This window comes from Pantoea sp. SO10, assembly GCF_005281435.1.
Classification (GTDB): Bacteria; Pseudomonadota; Gammaproteobacteria; order Enterobacterales; family Enterobacteriaceae; genus Pantoea; species Pantoea leporis.
Window position 1 is genome coordinate 2,179,771 of sequence record NZ_CP040095.1, and the last position, 20,246, is coordinate 2,200,016.

A 20,246-nucleotide genomic window follows, 5' to 3' on the forward strand; every position below is an offset into this window, starting at 1 on the left:
CCCCCGTAAAGTTTGCGGGTTTCTCAGCGTAGCAAAGGACGATTTATGATTACCGTCGACGGTAACGGTGCAGTGGCTTCAGTCGCCTTCCGCACCAGCGAAGTGATTGCCATTTATCCCATCACGCCCAGCTCCACCATGGCCGAGCTGGCGGATAGCTGGTCCGGCGAAGGCCGCCGTAATATCTGGGGCGATGTGCCGCGCGTGGTCGAGATGCAATCTGAAGGCGGCGCGATTGCCACGGTGCACGGCGCACTGCAAACCGGCGCACTCTCTACCACCTTCACCTCGTCGCAGGGATTGCTGTTGATGATCCCGACGCTCTACAAACTGGCGGGCCAGCTGACGCCGTTTGTGCTGCACGTCGCGGCGCGGACCGTGGCGACGCACGCGCTGTCGATATTTGGCGATCACTCCGATGTCATGGCAGTACGACAAACCGGCTGCGCGCAGCTCTGCGCCTCCAGCGTGCAGGAAGCGCAGGATTTTGCCCTGATTGCACAAATCGCCTCACTGAATAGCCGCATCCCGTTTATCCACTTCTTCGATGGCTTCCGCACCTCGCACGAGATCAACAAGATCGTGCCGATCAGCGATGAAACCTTGCAGGCGCTGATGCCCGCCGAGGCAATTAACGCCCATCGCGCTCGTGCATTAACGCCGGATCGCCCAACGATTCGTGGCACATCCGCCAATCCTGATACCTATTTTCAGTCACGCGAAGCCACCAACCGCTGGTATGACGATTGCACCCAGCACGTTGAGGCTGCAATGACCGTGTTTGGCGAAAATACCGGCCGCCATTATCAGCCGTTTGAGTTTTATGGCCATCCGCAGGCCGAGCGCGTAATGGTGATGATGGGCTCCGGCTGCGGCACGGCGGAAGAGGCGATTGATGAGATGCTGCAGCGCGGCGAGAAAGTCGGGCTGGTGAAAGTGCGCCTCTATCGCCCGTTTTCGGCGGCGCATTTGCTGCAAAAGATCCCCGCTTCCGCCCAGCGGATTGCGGTGCTCGATCGCACCAAGGAGCCCGGCGCGCTCGGCGAACCGCTATTCCTGGATGTGATGACCGCGCTGGCTGAAGCTTACAGCCGTGGCGAGCGGGCGTCGCTGCCGAAGGTGATCGGCGGTCGCTATGGTTTGTCATCGAAAGAGTTCGCACCCGATGCGGTGCTGGCAGTGTTTCGTGCTTTGCTGCGCGAAACACCGCCAGCGCGTTTTACCGTCGGCATTTACGACGACGTCACCCATCTTTCGCTGCCGCTGGAAGCCAATATCGTGCCGAATCGTGCACGGCTTGAAGCGCTGTTTTATGGTTTGGGCAGCGACGGCAGCGTCAGCGCCAGTAAAAACAACCTGAAGATAATCGGTAACGCCACGCCGTGGCAGGTGCAGGGCTATTTCGTCTACGACTCGAAGAAAGCCGGCGGCCTGACGATTTCCCATCTGCGCGTCAGTGAATATCCGATTCAATCCGCCTATTTGATTCAGCAAGCCGATTTCATTGGCTGCCATCAGCTGCAGTTTATCGATAAGTATTCGATGCTCGATCAGCTTAAACCGGGCGGGATTTTTCTGCTCAATACGCCCTACAGCGCTGAGGAAGTGTGGCCGCGCCTGCCGCAGGAAGTGCAGAGCCAGCTCAACGATAAACAGGCGCGCTTCTATGTGATCAACGCTGCGCGTATCGCGCGCGAATGCCAGTTGGGCGCACGCATCAACACCGTGATGCAGATGGCCTTTTTCCAGCTGACCCAGATTTTGCCAGGCGATAGCGCATTAACTGAACTGCAAAACGCCATTGCGCGCAGCTACAGCAGCAAAGGCGAAGAGCTGGTGCAGCGCAACTGGCAAGCGCTAGCGATGGCACAACAAGCGCTACAGACGGTGCCGCTTCAGCCGGTAGACGATCGCAGTCCGCATCGCCCGCCGGTGGTAGCCGATAGCGCGCCGGATTTCGTCAAAACCGTCACCGCAGCGATGCTTGCCGGCCTTGGCGATAAACTGCCGGTTTCGGCGCTGCCACCTGATGGAACCTGGCCAGTTGGCACCACGCAATGGGAAAAGCGCAATATCGCCGAAGCCGTGCCGATCTGGCAGCCCGATCTTTGTACGCAGTGCAACCATTGCGTCGCCGCCTGCCCGCACTCGGCGATTCGCGCCAAAGTGGTTGATCCTGCAGCGCTGGACGATGCGCCACCTTCGCTCGCTTCACTGGATGTTAAATCGCGCGATATGCGCGGACAGAAATACGTGCTGCAGGTGGCGCCGGAAGATTGCACCGGCTGCAATCTGTGTGTGGAAGTCTGTCCGGCCAGCGACCGCCAGCATCCAGAAATCAAAGCCATCAACATGAAATCACGCCTGGAGCATGTTGAGACGGAAAAGATAAATTACGATGCCTTTCTCGCGCTGCCGGAGATCACCGCCGAGCAGCTGGAACGTATTGATATCCGCACCTCGCAGCTGATTACGCCGCTGTTTGAATATTCCGGTGCCTGCTCGGGCTGCGGGGAAACGCCCTATATCAAACTGCTGACGCAGCTGTATGGCGATCGCCTGCTGATTGCTAACGCCACCGGCTGCTCCTCCATTTATGGCGGTAATCTGCCTTCTACGCCTTACACCACCAATGCTGAAGGTCGCGGTCCGGCGTGGGCGAATTCGCTGTTTGAAGATAATGCCGAATTTGGTCTGGGCTTCCGCTTGAGCGTCGACCAGCAGAAACAGCGCGCGCTCAGACTACTGGATCAATGCGCTGCGCAGCTACCGGGGGCATTGGTTGACGCATTAAAAGGTGACAGCGTCATCATCTCGCAACGACGCGAGCAGATTACACAGCTGCGCGCCCTGCTCGCGGCTTCACCGCAGCATGAAGCCAAAGCGTTAAACGAAGCAGCGGATGCGCTGGTGGCGAAATCGGTCTGGCTGATTGGTGGCGATGGTTGGGCGTACGACATTGGCTACGGCGGCCTCGATCACGTGATGAGCCTGAGCGAAAACGTCAACGTGCTGGTGCTGGATACGCAGTGTTACTCCAATACCGGCGGCCAGGCATCAAAAGCGACGCCGCTCGGCGCGGTGACTACGTTTGGCGAACAGGGGAAACGCAAGGCGCGCAAGGATCTCGGCATGTCGACGCTGCTGTATGGGCATGTGTATGTGGCGCAGATTTCGCTGGGCGCGCAGCTCAATCAAACCGTGAAAGCGATACAGGAAGCGGAAGCCTGGCCGGGACCCTCGCTGATCATCGCTTACAGCCCGTGTGAAGAGCATGGCTACGATCTGGCTTATAGCCACGAACAGATGCGCCTGCTGACCACCAGCGGTTTCTGGCCGCTTTATCGTTTTGATCCTCGACGCGCCGAGCAAGGTAAAGCCGCGCTGGCGCTGGATTCGCGTCCGCCGACCTCGGAACTCGAACAGGCATTAATGAACGAGCAGCGTTTCCGCCAGTTGCAAACTCAGCGGCCAGATGAAGCGTCGCAGCTGTGGCGTGATGCAACGGAAGCCGCCAGTCGGCGTTATCAGCGGCTGGCCGAGTTAGCCGGGAAAACCGAGAAAAGTGAGTAGATGAAAAAGCCCGGCGCGATGGCCGGGCGTTTCTTTGCTGGGTTAATGTTGATGGATTAACAAGGCTTGAGCTGAACGATGGCCATCTCTACAGCCCGATTCGGTGAGCCGGTGAGTTCACGATAGCGCAACTGTAGATTGCGCAACTCGCTGGCTAGCACCTCTTTTTCGGTTGCTGCGCCTCGCTGTGCCAGCTCCAGATAACATTGCCCCACCAGCCGACACGCCTCTTCAAAAACCATATCGTACGTTTGCATTTGCCGCTCCTCACCTAAAGAAAGTAAAAAAAGCACTTCGGCCATCCTGTCAGGCCCAGATGAGGTAAATATTTGCCCAGATCAATAAATAGCCAGATTGTTCTGACAAAGTGTGCGCCTTTGTCTCAAGCGCATTGAGTTATCATCAGAAAAGAGATCACTTCAGGCTAGCATTCGCGCCCGCAATCCGTACCATACGCAGTCATGTTTATAGGGTTTATTGCCGTTGAAGATTGCTTCAGCCGCTAACGGCCCTCGCCTTCACTCTCAAGCGTGAAAATAATGTCAGAAAATCAAGAAGTAACAAAAAAAGAGCAGTACAACCTCAACAAACTGCAGAAGCGTTTGCGTCGCAACGTTGGCGAAGCCATTGCTGACTTCAACATGATTGAAGAAGGCGATCGCATCATGGTTTGTCTGTCTGGTGGTAAAGACAGCTACACCATGCTGGAGATCCTGCGTAATTTGCAGCAGAGCGCGCCGGTGAATTTCTCGCTGGTAGCAGTGAATCTCGACCAGAAACAGCCCGGTTTCCCGGAGCATATTCTGCCAGCCTATCTGGAACAACAGGGCGTTGAGTATCACATCGTTAACGAAGACACTTATTCCATCGTTAAAGATAAGATTCCTGAAGGCAAAACTACCTGCTCGCTCTGTTCGCGTCTGCGCCGCGGGATTCTGTATCGCACCGCCACCGAGTTGGGTTGTAGCAAAATCGCCTTAGGTCATCATCGCGACGATATTCTGCAGACTATGTTCCTCAACATGTTCTACGGCGGCAAGATGAAAGGCATGCCACCAAAACTGATGAGCGATGACGGTAAACATATTGTGATTCGTCCACTGGCATACTGCCGCGAGAAAGACATCATTCGTTTTGCGGAAGCGCGCCAGTTCCCGATCATTCCGTGCAACCTGTGTGGTTCGCAGCCGAATCTGCAACGTCAGGTGGTTGCCGACATGCTGCGTGACTGGGATAAACGTTATCCGGGCCGTATCGAAACCATGTTTACCGCGATGCAGAATGTGGTGCCATCACACATGGCCGACATTAATCTGTTCGATTTCAAAGGCATCAAACACGGTGATGCCGTGGTGGATGGCGGTGATTTGGCGTTTGATCGCGAAAGCTTGCCGGTCCAGCCCGCGGGCTGGCAGCCAGAAGAGGATGATGCGCCGAATCTCAGCGTACGTCTTGATGTGCTGGAAATTAAGTAATAGGTTTTGCTGTGAAAAAGGCGCGTCGCTTCGGCTACGCGCCTTTTTTATTAACGGTGCGGCGGTGGATCCTGGATCGGTGGGAATTCGGGATCGTGTGGTGGCTGTGCGGGTGGTATCGGCTGCGGTTGTGGAATCGGTTCGGGAATCGGTGGTGGATCGGTAGGAATCGGTTCGCTGGCAATGATCTCTTGCATGCCCTTCTCCTTGTCGCTGAATGTCCTTTAAGCATAGGAAAGGTTAGCCGAGCAAGCCAGGCGGGCAAAAAAAAGCCGGCGGATAAGCCGGCGTCGTACGAATCAAATGTGCTATGCAGTAATTCAAAAAAGGAAGTAAGACAATATGGAGCGCAACGCCCATCGCTTGACGTTGCATTCACCTGCGGGAAAGAGTTTGCCCCGATTGCGCTGGCGGGATATTGATATCGATCAGGTTTAATCCGCTTTTCTGCCTTACAACCATTTCCGCCGTTTAAGCCATATCGCCACGCCGCCAACCATCACCAATAGCAGCACGCAGAAAGCGGTAAAGCCCAGCGCCCAATTGCCGCCCGGAATGCCGCCGAGGTTGACGCCGAATAAGCCGGTAAGGAACGTGGCCGGTAAAAAAATCATCGCCATCAACGACATGGTATAAGTGCGGCGGTTCATCGATTCCGCAAGTATTGACGCCACTTCATCCGCCAGAATCGAAGTACGCGCCACGCCGGCATTGAGATCGTCCAATCCGCGACCTAAGCGATCGGCAACTTCTTGCATACGGCGACGATCGTCGTCGTTCATCCACGCCATCTTCTCGATAGCCAGCCGCGCATAGACATCGCGCTGTGGTGCCATATAACGACGCATCACAATCAGCTGCTTACGCAGCAGCGCCAAATCGCCGCGCGCTGGTACTTCCTGATTCATCAGCGCATCTTCCAGCTCGATAATTTTATCGTGCATCTCTTCGATAAATTCGCTGGCGTGATCGGTTAACGCATCGCACACATCCACCAGCCAGCTGCCGCCGTCAACCGGACCGTTACCCTGTTGTAGATCGGTCAGCACGGCATCAATGGCGTACACTTTGCGACGGCGCGTCGAGACAATCAGCTTATCGTTGATAAACACGCGCATCGCCACCAGCTGATCGGGACGTGAATCGGCGTTATGGTTCACGCTGCGCAGCACAATCATGAAGCCGTCGCCGAGGCGTGTCACGCGCGGCCGCATGCTGTCGCCCGCCAGCGCATCACGCACCGAATCGGGGATCAGCGGCGTGTTTTGCAGCCATTCCGCACTTTGCCGTTGGGTGTAATTGAGGTGCAACCAGCAGGGACGTTCGCAGTTGATGACGTCTTTATCTTCGATGGGAATCATGCCGCCTGCGCCATCCAACTGACAGGACACAATGGCATCGGATACTTGTAACGCTTTTCCTTCAATGACGTTCACGAACTCGCCTCACTATCAAAATCAATACGATACAGTCTAGCGTGGCGCAGACCAGTTGCAATCATCAGGCTGTGAGCAAAGATGACAGGCGGTGACAATCACCGCCTGCGGATGTGCGGGGTTAATGCTTCTCAATCCACAGCTCGCGGCTGTACGCCACGTCTTCAGGATTGGTGATCGGATAACCTTTCACCCACGGCTTGATTAAGCGGCCGTTGGTATATTGATAGATCGGCGCGATCGGCGCCTGATCGGCGATGATCTGCTCGGCTTTGTTGTAATCGGTGTTACGCGCCGCCACGCTGGTTTCAGTGCTGGCTTTGGTGATCACCGCATCGTAATCGGCACTGCGGAAGCGCGCGATATTGCCGGTGTGGGTCGAGGTCAGCAGACTGAGGAAGGTTGAAGGCTCATTATAATCGCCGATCCATGACGCGCGGATCACATCGAAACTGCCGCTATTACGGCTGTCGATATAGGTTTTCCACTCCTGATTTTGCAAGGTGACATCCACGCCAAGATTCTTCTTCCACATTGACGCCACCGCGATAGCAATTTTCTGATGGCTTTCCGAGGTGTTGTAGAGCAGCGTCAAATGCAGCGGTTTGCCCGGTCCATAACCTGCCGCTGTCAGCAATGCTTTGGCCTGCGCGTTCAGCTCCTGCTGGCTATGTTGCTGCAGATAGCTCTTCATCGGGGTGAAACCGGCGGTAACGTCCGGCGTGAAGTGCCAGGCCGGTTTCTCGCCGGTGCCCAATACTTTCTCCGCAATGATGCGACGATCGATGCTCCACGACAGCGCCTTGCGTACGCGTACATCAGCGGTTGGCCCTTTCTCGGTATTGAACGCGTAGTAATAGGTGCCAAGCTGATCCGGCGTATACACCTGACCAGGCAACTCTTTTTTCAGCAGCGCGTACATGTTTTTCGGGAAGGATTCGGTGATATCGATATCGTTGGCACGATAGCGTTTGGTAGCACTGGATTCTTCATTAATCGGAATAAACGTGACTTTCGTCAGCACCGATTTTTGGTCATCCCAATAGTTAGCGTTGCGCACCAATACAATTTTTTCGTTCACCACGCGATCCTGCAGCTGATAAGCGCCATTGCCCACCAGCTTGCCCGGTGATGTCCAGCTGTCGCCCTCTTTTTCAATCACTTGCTTCGATACCGGATACATCGCGGCGTTGGCGACCATGCTCGGGAACCACGGTACAGGACGTGACAATGTCACCTTAAGGTGAGTCGCATCGGTTGCCGTCACGCCCAGCTTATCGGCGCTCATCTGTCCTTTGGTGATTGCTTCGGCGTTTTCAATGCCGCTCAAGGCGGCGAACCAGGCAAACGGCGAACTGTTCTTCGGCTCAACTAAACGTTGCCAGCTGTAGACAAAATCCTGCGCGGTAACCGGCTCACCATTTGACCAGCGCGCATCTTTGCGCAGGGTAAACATCCAGGTTTTGTTGTCGTTGCTGCTCCAGCTTAGCGCTACGCCCGGCACGATGTTTCCGTGGGCGTCCTGATTGGTCAACCCTTCAAACAGATCGCGCATCACCTGAATTTCTGGCAAACCAACCGCCTTCATCGGATCGAGTGAAGCGGGTTCATCTTTAATATGGCGAACAATTTCCTGGATGCTGGCCAGCTGTGCGCCCGACGGCACGTTGGCGGCGAATGCGGGTGAGACAGCACTGGCTACAATTAAGGCAGTCAGCGTTTTGCGGAACGTTAGTTTCATCACCACTCCTTTACGCGAAAAAAATGGCGACCGCGAAGAGATTGTGTCGCCAGCAACTTTTGGCACTTTATCGCAAATTGCTGATTGATATATAGCTATTTCCCCGCAGGCTATTTACCGTTATGTTGAGGCTGGATTCCCGGTCACATTTTTACCTTGAGCGCCAGAAGGCTTTTGGCGGTGTTGGAAGCATTTCATAGAGGAACGTCATGTCGTCATACCATCCACGTCCGCTGCGCGGCAAGCTGGACGCTGTCTGGCAACAATACGGGCAATCGGTGCTGGGTGCACCGCTGCTGTGGTTTCCGGCACCCGCCGCCGATGCTGAAAGCGGGCTGATTATCGCTGGCACGCACGGCGACGAGAATGCCGCGATTGCCACCTTATCGGGCGCGATGCGCACCTTGCCGGACGCGCTGCGGCGTCATCACGTTGTTCTGGCGGTCAATCCCGATGGTTGTCAGTTGGGGCTGCGCGCCAACGCCAACGGCGTCGATCTTAACCGTAATTTCCCCGCCGCTAACTGGCAGCATGGCGACACGGTGTATCGCTGGAACAGCGAAGCGGATGAGCGTGATGTGGTGCTTTCAACCGGATCAGCGCCCTCTTCCGAACCAGAAACCCGCGCGCTGTGCCAGCTGATTCATCAGATCAAACCGCGTTGGGTGGTTTCGTGGCATGAACCGCTGGCCTGCATTGACGATCCGCACCACAGCGAATTAGCGCAGTGGCTGGCGCAGCAGACCGCGCTGCCGGTGGTGAGCAGCGTGGGTTATGCTACGCCGGGTTCGTTTGGCAGCTGGTGCGACGATCTCGGTCTGTTATGCATTACCGCCGAGATGCCACCGATTTCGGTGGACGAAGCCACCGAAGTCTATCTTGAAGCGATGATCAATCTGCTGCGCTGGCAGCCAGCGGCTTGAGTACGCCGTGAGAGAAATGCAGCGACGGTTCAACATCGGCCGCAAGCCAGGTTGGACCGTCGAGATCCGCGAAGGTCGCGCGCGCCGTAAGCGGTAATGCCGCACGAATCGCCCGCGAGGTGCAGAGCATGCAGCCGAGCATAATCGCGAATCCCTGCTGCTGCGCCGCCTCTGCCAGCGCCAGCGCTTCCGTTAATCCGCCGGTTTTATCCAGCTTAATATTCACCATCTCATAGCGCCCTTTCAGCTGCGGCAGGCTTTCTCGAGTGTGACAGCTTTCATCGGCGCAGATCGGCAGCGGATGGATAAAGTTGCCCAGCGCGCTGTCTTCTGCGGCCGGCAGCGGCTGTTCCAGCATCGCGACATTGAGATCGGCCAGCAGCTGACAGCGTGCCGCCAGGCCTTCGGCATGCCAGGATTCGTTGGCATCGACAATCAAAGTCGCGTCCGGTACCGCGCTGCGTATCGCCACCAAACGTTCGCTGATCAGGTGATCGTCCATTTTAATCTTCAATAAACGCGCGCCATGTTGCCACAGCGCCTGCGCGCTGCTGGCCATCGCATCTGGCGTATCGATGCTGATGGTATGTGCGGTGACAATCTCTTCAGCCAGTGGCACCGCGCACAATTGCATCAGACTTTCGCCCTGCTGCTGTCGTGCCAGATCCCACATTGCGCAGTCAATCGCGTTGCGTGCCGCGCCCGCCGGTAACGCCTGTTGCAGCGCTTCTCGCGTCATGCCGCTTTGCAACGCGCTTAGCTGCGAGGCGATCTGCTTGAGCACCGACTCTTCGCTTTCACCGTAGCGCGCGTACGGCGTCGCTTCGCCAACACCTTTAACGCCATCTTGCTCGATTTCCACTACCACAACATGCGCCTCGGTGCGGCTGCCGCGCGAAATAACAAACGGCGAATGTAACGGCCAGGCTTCCGGATAACTCTTCACTGTTCTCATTATTTCTCCTTAAATCCGTCGCTTTAATGCGAGCCGGCTCGATTATCGCCAGGAAATGCGCTCGTAAACCCTTAAAAATTATGTCATAAACAAGCGCTATACCTGTTCTGACGTTCCAAAAGTCAGATATTTCATCGTTAAAAAAGGAAATCGCATGTCTCAGACTGTTCACTTTCAGGGCAATCCGGTGCCGGTTGCAGGCCAGTTCCCACAAGTTGGCGAGCAAGCTAAACCTTTCAACCTGGTCGCAAAAGATCTTACTGACGTATCCCTGGCTAATTATGCAGGCAAACGCAAAGTTCTGAACATTTTCCCAAGCATTGATACTGGCGTGTGTGCGGCATCGGTGCGTAAGTTTAACGAGCGTTCAGGTGAAGCGAACAACACGGTTGTGCTGTGCATCTCTTCCGACCTGCCTTTCGCCCAGTCACGCTTCTGTGGCGCAGAGAACGTCAGCAACGTGATCACGCTCTCTTCCCTGCGCGGCGCTGAGTTCAAAGAAAACTATGGCGTGGCGATTGCTGATGGCCCGCTGAAAGGCCTGACCGCACGTGCGGTGGTGGTGCTGGATGAAAACGATAAAGTGATTTACAGCGAGCTGGTGAATGAAATCACCGAAGAGCCAAACTACGATGCCGCGCTGGCTGCGCTGAAGTAAATCTCTCGCCTGCCAGGCGAAACAAAAAGCACCGAATGATTAACGCTTCGGTGCTTTTTTTTATGCTCACCTTCAGGATGGTTCAATTTTCAACCTGTTGATTTATCGCGATACGTAGCACTTCTTCCCGCCATGTTGCATTTTTACTGTGATTCTTGTTACCCGTATCACATTAATTAAAAAACATAAAACCCGTAACAAATCCCGCAATTGTTCCCATCAGCATCGCTACCTATAACTAACCGTCAATTGCACTTAAGCGATTCAAAGACAGGCGGGAATCTTTATGCAAGCAAGCTTATCCATTAAAGAAAAGTTCAGTTATGGCCTCGGTGATATGGCCAGCCATATCGCCATCGATAACGTCATTATTTTTCTCACCTTTTACTACACCGATGTGGTGGGTTTGCCCGCGATCTTTGTCGGCACGCTGTTTTTACTGGCGCGCGTCGCCGATGCGGTGGTCGACCCGGCGATGGGGATGGTGGCTGACCGAACCCGTTCACGCTGGGGCAAATTTCGTCCCTGGCTATTGATGCTCGCGGTACCGTTCGGCGTGAGCTGTATGTTGATTTATGCGGTGCCGGAAAGCCTGTCGCTGACTGGCAAGATGATTTACGCCGCCGTGACCTACAGCCTGATGATGCTGATGTACACCGCCATCAATATTCCTTACTGCTCGATGGGGGCGATTATCACCGCCGATGATAATCAGCGCATCCTGGTGTTTCGATGCGCGCGACTGGCCGGATCCGCGTGCCATGGTGCAGGAGCTGAAAGAGATGGGCATCGAAACCATGGTGTCGGTGTGGCCCACGGTGGATAGCCGCAGTGATAACTATCGTCTGATGAAATCCAAAGGCTTGCTGGTTAACAGCGAGCGCGGCGTATCGGTGAACCTTGATTTTATGGGCAACACCACCTTTTTTGACGCCACGTATCCCGCTGCACGCGAGTTCGTCTGGCAGGAAGTTAAGCGCAACTATTATGACCACGGCATCCGCACTTTTTGGCTCGACGAAGCAGAGCCGGAATACCGCGCCTACGATTTTGATAATTACCGCTATCATCTCGGCCCGGTACAGGAAGTGGGCAATATCTATCCGCAGCTGTTTGCCCGCGGATTTTATGAAGGTCTGCAACAACAGGGCGAGAGCGAGATCGTCAATCTGGTGCGCTGCGCCTGGGCGGGCAGCCAGCGTTATGGTGTGCTAGCCTGGTCGGGCGACGTTCACTCCTCGTTCCATGCCTTAGGTAATCAGTTTACTGCCGGGCTGAATATGGCGATGGCAGGTATTCCATGGTGTACCACCGACATCGGCGGTTTTCAGGGCGGGAATATTCATGATCCGGCGTTTCATGAACTGTTGATCCGTTGGTTCCAGTGGGCGGTATTCTGTCCGGTGATGCGTTTGCATGGTTACCGCGAGCCACAAATTGCACCTGAAGAAACCTGGCGCGATGGCATTGCGCAGTGCAACAGCGGCTCGCCCAATGAGGTATGGAGTTACGGTGAGGAGAATTACGCGCTGATGAAAAGCTGCCTGCTGCAACGTGAGCAGATTCGCCCCTATATTGATGGCCTGATGCGCGAAGCGCATGAGCTCGGTGATCCGGTGATGCGCCCACTGTTCTATCACTACCCGCAGCAGACAGAGAGCTGGCAAGTGGAAGATCAGTATCTGCTGGGCCGCGACCTTCTGGTCGCGCCGGTGCTAAACGCCGGGCAGCGTGAACGTGAAGTGTGGTTACCTGCTGGCGAGCAATGGATTACCCGCAATGGTGAGTGCTATCAAGGCGGCCAACGCATCAGCGTCGCCGCGCCACTGAGTGAAATTCCGGTGTTTACGAGAGCAGGAAGTCAGGTAGACATCCGCGTGCCAGAGTAGATGCACATTTACGATAGGTCGCCATGAATGGCGTAATGCTTGTCAGTTAAGCCCACGATGAATCTTCAGTGCGTGCTGCTGAAAAGGGCTCATTTGCCAGAGGCGCTGGCGCGTCTGCTGCGGCAAAAGGGCCATTCGCAGCGCTGAGGCTTTTACGTTGGGCCAGGAGCCTCGCGCATGGATGCGCGAGGCAGTTCGGGGCCGGCCAGGACGGCCGATCCGCGAACGGTCCGTTTGGCACAACGTGAAAGCCGAAGGTACCGCGCTAGCGGCGCGAGGACGGCCCGTGACGCAGCAGATGGGTCAGAGCCCGCACCGAATTTAAAGCAAAATGCTTTCTTAACTGACAGGCAACGCCATAAATGGCGACCGCATGCAGAACAGCGTTGCGAGATGCACGCGCTCTATTACTCACTCTCGTTGCGCTTCTGCCCTAACCCATATTCACGCAGCTTATTGGCAATCGCGGTATGCGACACGCCGAGGCGTTTCGCCAGTTTGCGCGTGCTGGGATAAGAGAGATAGAGACGCGTCAGCACCGAACGTTCGAAACGGCTGGTGATATCGTCCAGCGAACCTTCCATCGCCTCTTCGCCCAATGACACATCCAGCGCCTGCTCTGGCAACACAATATCTTGTGGTCCCAGCTCGTAACCTTCCAGCTGCGTCAGCGCGCGGTACAGCGCATTCTTTAACTGGCGTACGTTACCGGGCCAGTTATAACGCGTCAGGAATGGCGTCAGCTGCGATGAGAGTCGCGGACGCGGCAAGCCTTGTTCATCGGCGAAACGCGCGACAAACATTTCGGTGAGCGGCAGAATATCCAGCGGACGTTCGCGCAGCGGCGGCAGATTGAGCGTCAGCACATTCAGGCGATAAAACAGATCTTCGCGGAACTCACCACGCTGCACCAGCTCAATCAGATTCTTCTGCGTGGCGCAAATCACGCGCACATCAACGTGCACTTCATGCTCTTCGCCCACGCGGCGGAACGTGCCGTCGTTAAGGAAACGCAGCAGTTTGGTCTGCATGCGTGGCGACATTTCGCCAATCTCATCCAGCAATACCGAACCGCCGTTAGCCTGCTCGAAGAAGCCTTTCTTGCCTTCCAGCGCATTGGGATAAGCACCGGCTGCGTGACCAAACAGCTCGCTCTCGGCCACATCATCCGGCAATGAGGCGCAGTTCAGCGCCAGGAACGGTTTTTTGCCACGCGCGCTACGCAAATGACAGGCGCGCGCCAGCATATCTTTGCCGGTGCCGGTATCGCCCACGATCAACAGCGGCGCATCGTGCATCGCCAGCTTGCGCGCCTGATCGATCACCTGACGCATTTTTGGCGTAACCGCCACGATATGATCGAACTCCGATTCATCGGTAACGGTAAGATTCTGCAACTGACGGCCCATACGCGCCGTCGATTTCAGGGTGATCATCGCGCCGACCGGCAGGTCGCTCTGGCCCTCTTCTTCTGCCAGATAAATCGGTCGCGCTTCCATCAGGAAATCGCGCCCCTGAATCACCACATGCTGCGCCTGTGCGTCAACGCGATCGTTCTCCAGCCAGCGCTGGAAATTGAAGCCGGTGATGAGGGTGCCAACATTTTGATTGCGCAGCTTCTGCTCATCAAGGGTGAACAGATTCTGTGCTGCCGGATTGGCCAGCTCGACTTTGCATTTCAGATCGATGGATAACACCGGTTCTGGCATCGCCACCAGCAGCGCGCTCAATGCGCGATGCTCGCGTTCAGAGGGCATAAACGAAACGGTACGCACATCTGTCACGCCAGGTGTACGGCGGATTTCCGCCATCAGATTGCTGAAGGGTTCAAACTCCAGCGCGGTAAAATTGAGGTAAATGCGACCGAGTGGCGCAATTTCGATGCCGCGCAGGTCGATATTGCGGGCAACCAGCAGGTCGAGCAACTCGCGCGCCAGACCGATTCGGTCCTGGCAGAAAACTTCCAAACGCATTGCGATGAGCCTTAGTCAGGTTTTGATTTTAGTGATAATACGCTAACTTGCAGCGCCTCAGAAGAGGCCTGTCAGGAAAAGTTGACAGCCAGAGGCAGGTGATAAAGGGAAGTGTAACGGAGCGACCAACAAAAATCCCGCCGAATATGCGTGGTAACACAGATAATTTTACCTTTCACGCCAGTTGCAGCGTGAAAGGTACGCAAGTGCTGATTATTTAGCAGCCTGCCCTGCTTTATCCCCACTTTTTACCAGGGATTCTTTCAGCTGACCGATTAACTCGCGACGGAAATCGCCCAGACGCGGCTTATCATCTTCCAGCCACGGTAACGGGCGACACAGCTCCATGGCTTTAATGCCGAGACGTGCGGTGAGCAAACCGGCACCAATCCCTTGCGCAGCGCGGGTTGACAGGCGTGCGGCAAGATCCTGTGACATCCAATCCATCCCGACTTCGCGCACCAGTTCGGAAGCCCCGGCAAACGCCATATTGAGCAGCACTAAGCGGAACAGGCGGATGCGGCTAAAGTAGCCCAGCTCAATGCCATAGATCGCCGCGATGCGATTGACCAGCCGCAGATTGCGCCAGGCGATAAACGCCATGTCGACCAAAGCCAGCGGGCTGACGGCGATCATTAACGTCGATTCGGCGGCGTGACGGCTTATTTCCCGGCGCGCCTGACGATCCAGCACCGGCTGCACCAGTTGGGCATATAATGTGACAATTTCACGATCGTTGTGGGTTTCATGCAGCGCCGCATGCCAGCGCTGCAGTGCAGGATGCGCCTGATCAAGCTGCGCCTGTTGCGCCAGCTTTTCACAGAACGCACGGCCTTTGCCGACGCCGTGACTGTGCAGCAATTCGCGGCCAATATCGCGCTCTTCGGCCCGCTGACGCAGACGATATAAACGCCGCCATTCGCCAATCAGCGCGCCCGCACCCGCGGCGACAATCAATGTGCCCGCCACGCCGGTGCCGAGGGTAAACCAGTCGCGCACCAGCCACGCATCGTGTAGCGTTTGCGCGCCCTGCGCCACCACGCTGACGCCGAAAATAGCGAGGCCAACGCCCACCATTTTACGCCACAGGCTGCGCTTCGGCCGCAGCGCGGCTTCCACCACTTTTTCGCCTTCGCCCTCTTCCAACGGCTCGGCTTCCGCCGTGGCGAGAAAGGCTTTCTCGCTGTCCGCGCTAAAGGTTTGTGCGGCGCGCAGCGGTTTTTCCGCTTCCACCGTCAGCGGACGGGCAAAATCAATGCGTCCTTTCAAAGGTGTTTCGTCGCTCATCGCAATTTATCTCCCAGTAAAAATTCCAGCGCGACATCCATGCGAATATGCGGCAGCGGGCGATCAACATCCAGCTGCTGCGGCCGGAACTGTTCAAACTGAAATCCCTGCTGCTGCCAGAAATTGTGGCCAGGCAAGCGCGGCGGCACTTCGCCAGGATAGAACGTCAGCGCTTCATTATCGGCAAGACGATGACCGCGCAACGCCGGTAATTTCTCGCCACGATGATCAACCAGCCCACTTTCTGTGGCCTGCACCGAGGCTAAACCGAGGCAATCCATATTGATGCCTTCGAACGCCGCGTTTTGCCACGCGTCCTGCACCAGCTGCTGCAAAAGGGACACCATATTGGCGTGCTGATCCGAAGTCACATGATCGGCTTTGGTGGCAGCAAACAGCAGCTTATCGATCACCGGAGAGAACAGACGGCGGAACAGCGTGCGCTGACCGTAATGAAAGCTCTGCATCAGTTGCGTTAAGGCGAGGCGCATATCGTTAAACGCTTGCGGCCCGCTGTTAAGCGGTTGCAGGCAATCGACCAGCACGATTTGGCGATCGAAACGCAGGAAATGATTTTTATAGAATCCTTTCACCACGTGCTGGCAGTAATAGTTGAAACGCTGCTGCAGCATGGCGAAGTTGCTGCCTGCTGGCGCTTGCGCCAGCTTGCTAACCTGCATCTCGTCGACCTGCGGCCACGGGAAGAACTGCAGCGCGGGCGCGCCGGCCATATCGCCCGGCAATACAAAGCGGCCCGGCTGGATAAAGTGCAAGCCTTCGCTTTTGCATTGGTGCAGATAGTCGGTCCAGGCAGCGGCAATCGCTGCCAGACGATTTTCATCGGCGGGCGCAAAAGGATCGAGATCGGCGCACAAGCTGCGCCAGTGCGCTGACCAGCCTGCGCGATCGCCCTGCAGCAAGCCCACCATCTGGCGTGACCAGCTGAGATAATCCTGCGCCAGCATCGGCAGATCCAGCAGCCATTCGCCGGGGTAATCGACAATTTCAAGGTAGAGCGTGGCGGTATCTTTGAAATGGCGCAGCAGCGATTCATCCGGACGATAGCGCAGCGCCAGACGCATTTCGCTCACACCACGCGTCGGCGTCGGCCACATCGGCGGCGTGCCGTACAGTTGCGCCAGACCTTCGTCGTAGGTGAAACGCGGCGTGCCGAGTTCACGCTGCGGCACGCGCTTGACGCCCAGCAGGCGATCTTCGCGCACCACGGAAAACAGCGGCAAACGTGCGCCGCTGTGAACATTGAGAAGCTGGTTAACCAGCGAAGTGATAAACGCGGTTTTGCCGCTACGGCTTAAACCGGTTACAGCCAGGCGCAGATGGCGGTCAACACCGCGGTTCATCAACGCCACAAATTCATTTTGCAGTCTTTTCATCGTTCTCCCTGATGAATCGTGCCGATAAGCGTTTAAACGCTTTGCTCAGCAACGGTTCCAGGGCGGCCGCCAGCAACAGGCGCAGCGGACGGCGCGCCACCGATTTCACCGCCCAGCCAGCGATACCGCCGGGCCCGTAAGTTACTGCACTAATGATGATAAATTTCCCCGCCGACATCAACGCAGGTGTCGCGCGACGGCGCAGAGCAGTAAAACGTTGAGTTTGCATAGAGCCTCTTATCACAATAGAAGAAGTGGGCCCGAAAGCCCGGGAATTTAAATCTGGCGGAAGCGGCTGCGCACGCTAAACGTCTCTGAAGTGACGTAGCGTTCAACTTCACGCACCTTTCGCTCATCGCTTTGCAGCGTTGTTTCCAGCTCGTCGAGCAGTTCACGTGCGCTGGGTGCCCGTTCAGATGTCGCATCAACGGGTTTCTCGTCCAGCACAAAGCCCAGAATAAAATAGGCGACGATGGTGAACATAAACAGCCCAAGGAACAGCGACAACACCACAATCACACGCAGCAAGCGTACCGGAATGTCGAGATATTCGGCGATACCCGCGCAGACGCCGCGTACTTTGCCCTGCTGCGGAATGCGCCACAGTTTACGGCCATTCATCATGGTTGCCTCCAGTTTGGATGTTCGGCATCCAAAATGGCTTCCAGTGCTTCAACACGTTCACGCATGCGGCGCGCATCCTGGGTAATTTGTTGCAAACGCTGCAGGTCACTCGACGATAGATCGGCGCCGCCGTTGCGTTTGTTGCTGTAATGCAGCCATAACCAAATTGGTGCGACAAACAGCACGAAAATCGTTAAAGGTATGGCTAAAAAAAGTGCGCTCATTGACTCTCCTTAATCACTAACACCATTTTTAACTCGGGCCCGCAATCAGGCCCGTGGCGATCACTCAGGGCGGTTCATTTTAGCTTTCAGCGCGGCCAGCTGCTGGCTGATTTCATCATCGGCTTTCAGCTCGGCGAACTCCTGATCCAAACCTTTTGGTTTACCAAAACGCTGGCTTTCTGCTTCTGCTTCCATGTGATCGATGCGACGTTCAAAGGATTCGAAACGTGCCATCGCATCATCAATCTTGCCGCTGTCGAGCTGACGACGCACATCACGTGATGACGATGCTGCCTGATGGCGCAGCGTTAACGCCTGCTGACGCACACGGGTTTCAGTGAGTTTTTTCTCCAGCTCACCGATCTCGCCTTTCATGCGGTCCAGCGTCTCTTCAACCTGGGTCGATTCCTGCTGCAGCGCAGCAATCAAATCGGTCAGCTTCTGCTTCTCAATTAAAGCAGCACGCGCCAGATCTTCTTTACCTTTGTTGATTGCCAGCTCCGCTTTTTCCTGCCATTCGGCCTGCTGAATTTCAGCCTGCTCGCTACGGCGCAGCAGTTGTTTCTTTTCGGCCAGCGCGCGGGCTGAGGTTGAACGGACTTCAACCAGCGTGTCTTCCATTTCCTGAATCATCAGGCGTACCAGTTTCTGCGGATCTTCGGCGCGCTCCAGCAGAGAGTTGATGTTAGCGTTCACGATGTCGGCGAAACGAGAAAAAATACCCATAATGATGTTCCTCAAATTTTGTGTGTAGGTGCGCGAGGCGCCCTTCACTAATACAATTCGCGTGCCAACTTTTAATTTATTGATTTTACGCGATTTGTTTATTTTACATCCGCCTGGACATCGCTTAAGGTAGTGAAATTGATTAATCAGTGGCGAATTTCATCATGGCGAACAGTTCAGACAATCTGTTAGGCGAATCGAATAACTTTCTGGAAGTATTGGAACAGGTTTCGCGCTTAGCGCCGCTGGAAAAACCGGTGCTGGTGATTGGCGAGCGCGGCACCGGCAAAGAGCTGATTGCCAGCCGCCTGCATTATCTGTCAAACCGCTGGGAAGGTCCGTTTGTTTCGCTGAACTGCGCCGCGCTAAATGAAAACCTGCTCGATTCCGAACTCTTCGGTCATGAAGCTGGCGCGTTTACCGGGGCGCAAAAACGCCATCTGGGACGCTTCGAACGCGCTGATGGCGGCACGCTGTTTCTTGATGAACTCGCCACCGCGCCGATGCTGGTGCAGGAGAAATTGCTGCGCGTGATTGAATACGGACAGCTGGAACGCGTTGGCGGTAATCAATCTTTGCAGGTGAATGTGCGTTTGGTGTGCGCGACCAATGAAGATTTGCCGGCGCTTGCCGCCGCCGGTAAATTCCGCGCCGACCTGCTCGATCGCCTCGCCTTTGATGTGGTGCAGCTGCCGCCGCTGCGTGAACGCCGCAGCGACATACTGGTGATGGCCAACCATTTCGCCATTCAGATGTGCCGCGAACTGGGCTTGCCGCTGTTCCCCGGCTTCAGCGATCGCGCTCAGCTGACGTTGCTCAATCACAGCTGGCCCGGCAACGTGCGTGAACTGAAGAACGTGGTCGAGCGTTCGGTTTATCGCCATCACAGCGCCGACGATGAGCTGGATAACATTATCATTAACCCGTTCGCCCCCCGCACGCCGCCCGCCGACGTCATTGCCCAGGCGGACGTATCTGCCTTGCCTTCCCTGCCGCTGGATTTGCGTCAGTGGCAAAATCAACAGGAACGCGAGCTGGTTGAAGCGAGTTTACAGCAAGCCAAATACAACCAGCGCCGCGCCGCCGAGTTATTGCGTGTGACCTACCATCAGTTGCGCGCCATGATGAAGAAGCACGGGATACAGGCCCGTGACGAGGATTAACCAGGTCGCCATAAATGGCGCCACTACATTTTATCGCACGAGTGTGTGGCGCTTTTCCCAAAAGCTTTTGCGCTGATGCAAGGCGGCAAGTGCGATAATCCCCGGGAGCATACACCAGTATGTGACCGGGGTTAGCGTGCGCAGCCAACGCAGCAGCGGCGTAAAAGATGACGGGAAAATCGTCACACAAAAAAAGCCCGCGAGA

General features: G+C 55.8%; 17 protein-coding genes and 2 pseudogenes. 7 read left to right on the forward strand and 12 right to left on the reverse strand.

The window, feature by feature from the left end; all coding sequences use genetic code 11:
• The first annotated feature begins 45 nt into the window (after positions 1–45).
• On the forward strand, positions 46–3,573 hold the full coding sequence (nifJ, locus tag FCN45_RS10155) for a pyruvate:ferredoxin (flavodoxin) oxidoreductase (RefSeq protein WP_137385860.1): 3,528 nt from the start codon (positions 46–48) through the stop codon (positions 3,571–3,573).
• 56 nt (positions 3,574–3,629) lie between these two features.
• On the opposite strand, the gene FCN45_RS10160 is transcribed toward nifJ, so the two are convergent.
• Positions 3,630–3,830 carry a DUF2767 family protein gene (locus FCN45_RS10160; RefSeq protein WP_008106442.1) on the reverse strand — a complete coding sequence of 67 codons (201 nt, stop codon included), beginning with the start codon at positions 3,828–3,830 and terminating at the stop codon, positions 3,630–3,632.
• 282 nt (positions 3,831–4,112) lie between these two features.
• Here FCN45_RS10160 and ttcA point away from each other — a divergent pair, with 282 nt between their 5' ends.
• A complete protein-coding gene (gene ttcA, locus FCN45_RS10165; protein ID WP_101764303.1) occupies positions 4,113–5,048 on the forward strand; it encodes a tRNA 2-thiocytidine(32) synthetase TtcA in 936 nt (311 codons plus the stop codon).
• A gap of 50 nt (positions 5,049–5,098) precedes the next feature.
• Here the strand turns inward: ttcA and FCN45_RS23615 are convergent, their stop codons facing one another.
• The 3 genes from FCN45_RS23615 to FCN45_RS10175 all read right to left on the reverse strand — a co-directional run bounded on the left by FCN45_RS23615 (position 5,099) and on the right by FCN45_RS10175 (position 8,225).
• A complete protein-coding gene (locus FCN45_RS23615; RefSeq protein ID WP_167391210.1) occupies positions 5,099–5,245 on the reverse strand; it encodes a hypothetical protein in 147 nt (48 codons plus the stop codon).
• 255 nt (positions 5,246–5,500) lie between these two features.
• Complete coding sequence (gene zntB / locus FCN45_RS10170) at positions 5,501–6,484, reverse strand: zinc transporter ZntB (RefSeq protein WP_137385861.1); 984 nt, start codon at positions 6,482–6,484, stop codon at positions 5,501–5,503.
• A 121-nt stretch (positions 6,485–6,605) separates the two neighbouring features.
• Positions 6,606–8,225, reverse strand: a complete 1,620-nt coding sequence (locus tag FCN45_RS10175; RefSeq protein WP_110866226.1) for an ABC transporter substrate-binding protein — start codon at positions 8,223–8,225, stop codon at positions 6,606–6,608.
• Between the two features lie 209 nt (positions 8,226–8,434).
• Between FCN45_RS10175 and mpaA the strand changes: the two genes are divergently transcribed.
• Positions 8,435–9,148 (forward strand): murein tripeptide amidase MpaA, encoded by a 714-nt coding sequence (mpaA, locus tag FCN45_RS10180; protein ID WP_101764300.1) that lies wholly within the window; start codon positions 8,435–8,437, stop codon positions 9,146–9,148.
• On the opposite strand, the gene ycjG is transcribed toward mpaA, so the two are convergent.
• A complete protein-coding gene (gene ycjG / locus FCN45_RS10185; RefSeq protein ID WP_137385862.1) occupies positions 9,117–10,103 on the reverse strand; it encodes an L-Ala-D/L-Glu epimerase in 987 nt (328 codons plus the stop codon). The two genes, mpaA and ycjG, sit on opposite strands and share 32 nt — an antisense overlap.
• A gap of 154 nt (positions 10,104–10,257) precedes the next feature.
• Here ycjG and tpx point away from each other — a divergent pair, with 154 nt between their 5' ends.
• From tpx to FCN45_RS10200, 3 genes and pseudogenes are all read left to right on the forward strand, one after another.
• The gene (tpx, locus tag FCN45_RS10190) at positions 10,258–10,761 is read left to right on the forward strand and encodes a thiol peroxidase (RefSeq protein WP_101764298.1); all 504 of its coding nucleotides are present in this window, start codon (positions 10,258–10,260) and stop codon (positions 10,759–10,761) included.
• Between the two features lie 286 nt (positions 10,762–11,047).
• Positions 11,048–11,482 (forward strand): annotated as a pseudogene (locus tag FCN45_RS10195) (MFS transporter); the annotation flags it as partial.
• A pseudogene (locus tag FCN45_RS10200) lies at positions 11,481–12,650 on the forward strand (TIM-barrel domain-containing protein); the annotation flags it as partial. The pseudogenes FCN45_RS10195 and FCN45_RS10200, both read left to right, overlap by 2 nt.
• Before the next feature lie 407 nt (positions 12,651–13,057).
• Here FCN45_RS10200 and tyrR read toward each other — a convergent pair.
• The 7 genes from tyrR to pspA form a co-directional block, all read right to left on the reverse strand.
• Positions 13,058–14,623, reverse strand: a complete 1,566-nt coding sequence (gene tyrR, locus FCN45_RS10205) for a transcriptional regulator TyrR (protein ID WP_101764295.1) — start codon at positions 14,621–14,623, stop codon at positions 13,058–13,060.
• A 213-nt stretch (positions 14,624–14,836) separates the two neighbouring features.
• A complete protein-coding gene (locus FCN45_RS10210) occupies positions 14,837–15,910 on the reverse strand; it encodes a YcjF family protein (protein ID WP_110866230.1) in 1,074 nt (357 codons plus the stop codon).
• Entirely contained in the window at positions 15,907–17,304 is a 1,398-nt protein-coding gene (locus tag FCN45_RS10215; RefSeq protein ID WP_137385863.1) for a YcjX family protein, read from the reverse strand. Before FCN45_RS10215 ends, FCN45_RS10210 begins: the two co-directional genes overlap by 4 nt.
• Positions 17,285–17,533 carry a phage shock protein PspD gene (pspD, locus tag FCN45_RS10220; RefSeq protein ID WP_007888070.1) on the reverse strand — a complete coding sequence of 83 codons (249 nt, stop codon included), beginning with the start codon at positions 17,531–17,533 and terminating at the stop codon, positions 17,285–17,287. The genes FCN45_RS10215 and pspD overlap by 20 nt, the downstream gene beginning before the upstream one ends.
• Before the next feature lie 47 nt (positions 17,534–17,580).
• Positions 17,581–17,928 carry an envelope stress response membrane protein PspC gene (gene pspC, locus FCN45_RS10225; RefSeq protein WP_101764292.1) on the reverse strand — a complete coding sequence of 116 codons (348 nt, stop codon included), beginning with the start codon at positions 17,926–17,928 and terminating at the stop codon, positions 17,581–17,583.
• Entirely contained in the window at positions 17,925–18,152 is a 228-nt protein-coding gene (gene pspB / locus FCN45_RS10230; protein WP_007888081.1) for an envelope stress response membrane protein PspB, read from the reverse strand. The genes pspC and pspB overlap by 4 nt, the downstream gene beginning before the upstream one ends.
• Before the next feature lie 60 nt (positions 18,153–18,212).
• On the reverse strand, positions 18,213–18,878 hold the full coding sequence (gene pspA / locus FCN45_RS10235) for a phage shock protein PspA (protein WP_137385864.1): 666 nt from the start codon (positions 18,876–18,878) through the stop codon (positions 18,213–18,215).
• 164 nt (positions 18,879–19,042) lie between these two features.
• On the opposite strand from pspA, the gene pspF reads away from it, so the two are divergent.
• Positions 19,043–20,041: a phage shock protein operon transcriptional activator gene (pspF, locus tag FCN45_RS10240; protein WP_137385865.1), complete on the forward strand. Its 999-nt coding sequence runs from the start codon at positions 19,043–19,045 to the stop codon at positions 20,039–20,041.
• Positions 20,042–20,246: the final 205 nt, after the last annotated feature.

Coding starts and splice junctions, on each gene's coding strand:
- nifJ (WP_137385860.1), top strand. CDS start 46: ATGATTACCGTCGACGGTAACGGTGCAGTGGCTTCAGTCGCCTTCCGC.
- FCN45_RS10160 (WP_008106442.1), bottom strand. CDS start 3,830: ATGCAAACGTACGATATGGTTTTTGAAGAGGCGTGTCGGCTGGTGGGG.
- ttcA (WP_101764303.1), top strand. CDS start 4,113: ATGTCAGAAAATCAAGAAGTAACAAAAAAAGAGCAGTACAACCTCAAC.
- FCN45_RS23615 (WP_167391210.1), bottom strand. CDS start 5,245: ATGCAAGAGATCATTGCCAGCGAACCGATTCCTACCGATCCACCACCG.
- FCN45_RS10175 (WP_110866226.1), bottom strand. CDS start 8,225: ATGAAACTAACGTTCCGCAAAACGCTGACTGCCTTAATTGTAGCCAGT.
- mpaA (WP_101764300.1), top strand. CDS start 8,435: ATGTCGTCATACCATCCACGTCCGCTGCGCGGCAAGCTGGACGCTGTC.
- ycjG (WP_137385862.1), bottom strand. CDS start 10,103: ATGAGAACAGTGAAGAGTTATCCGGAAGCCTGGCCGTTACATTCGCCG.
- tpx (WP_101764298.1), top strand. CDS start 10,258: ATGTCTCAGACTGTTCACTTTCAGGGCAATCCGGTGCCGGTTGCAGGC.
- tyrR (WP_101764295.1), bottom strand. CDS start 14,623: ATGCGTTTGGAAGTTTTCTGCCAGGACCGAATCGGTCTGGCGCGCGAG.
- FCN45_RS10210 (WP_110866230.1), bottom strand. CDS start 15,910: ATGAGCGACGAAACACCTTTGAAAGGACGCATTGATTTTGCCCGTCCG.
- FCN45_RS10215 (WP_137385863.1), bottom strand. CDS start 17,304: ATGAAAAGACTGCAAAATGAATTTGTGGCGTTGATGAACCGCGGTGTT.
- pspD (WP_007888070.1), bottom strand. CDS start 17,533: ATGCAAACTCAACGTTTTACTGCTCTGCGCCGTCGCGCGACACCTGCG.
- pspC (WP_101764292.1), bottom strand. CDS start 17,928: ATGATGAATGGCCGTAAACTGTGGCGCATTCCGCAGCAGGGCAAAGTA.
- pspB (WP_007888081.1), bottom strand. CDS start 18,152: ATGAGCGCACTTTTTTTAGCCATACCTTTAACGATTTTCGTGCTGTTT.
- pspA (WP_137385864.1), bottom strand. CDS start 18,878: ATGGGTATTTTTTCTCGTTTCGCCGACATCGTGAACGCTAACATCAAC.
- pspF (WP_137385865.1), top strand. CDS start 19,043: ATGGCGAACAGTTCAGACAATCTGTTAGGCGAATCGAATAACTTTCTG.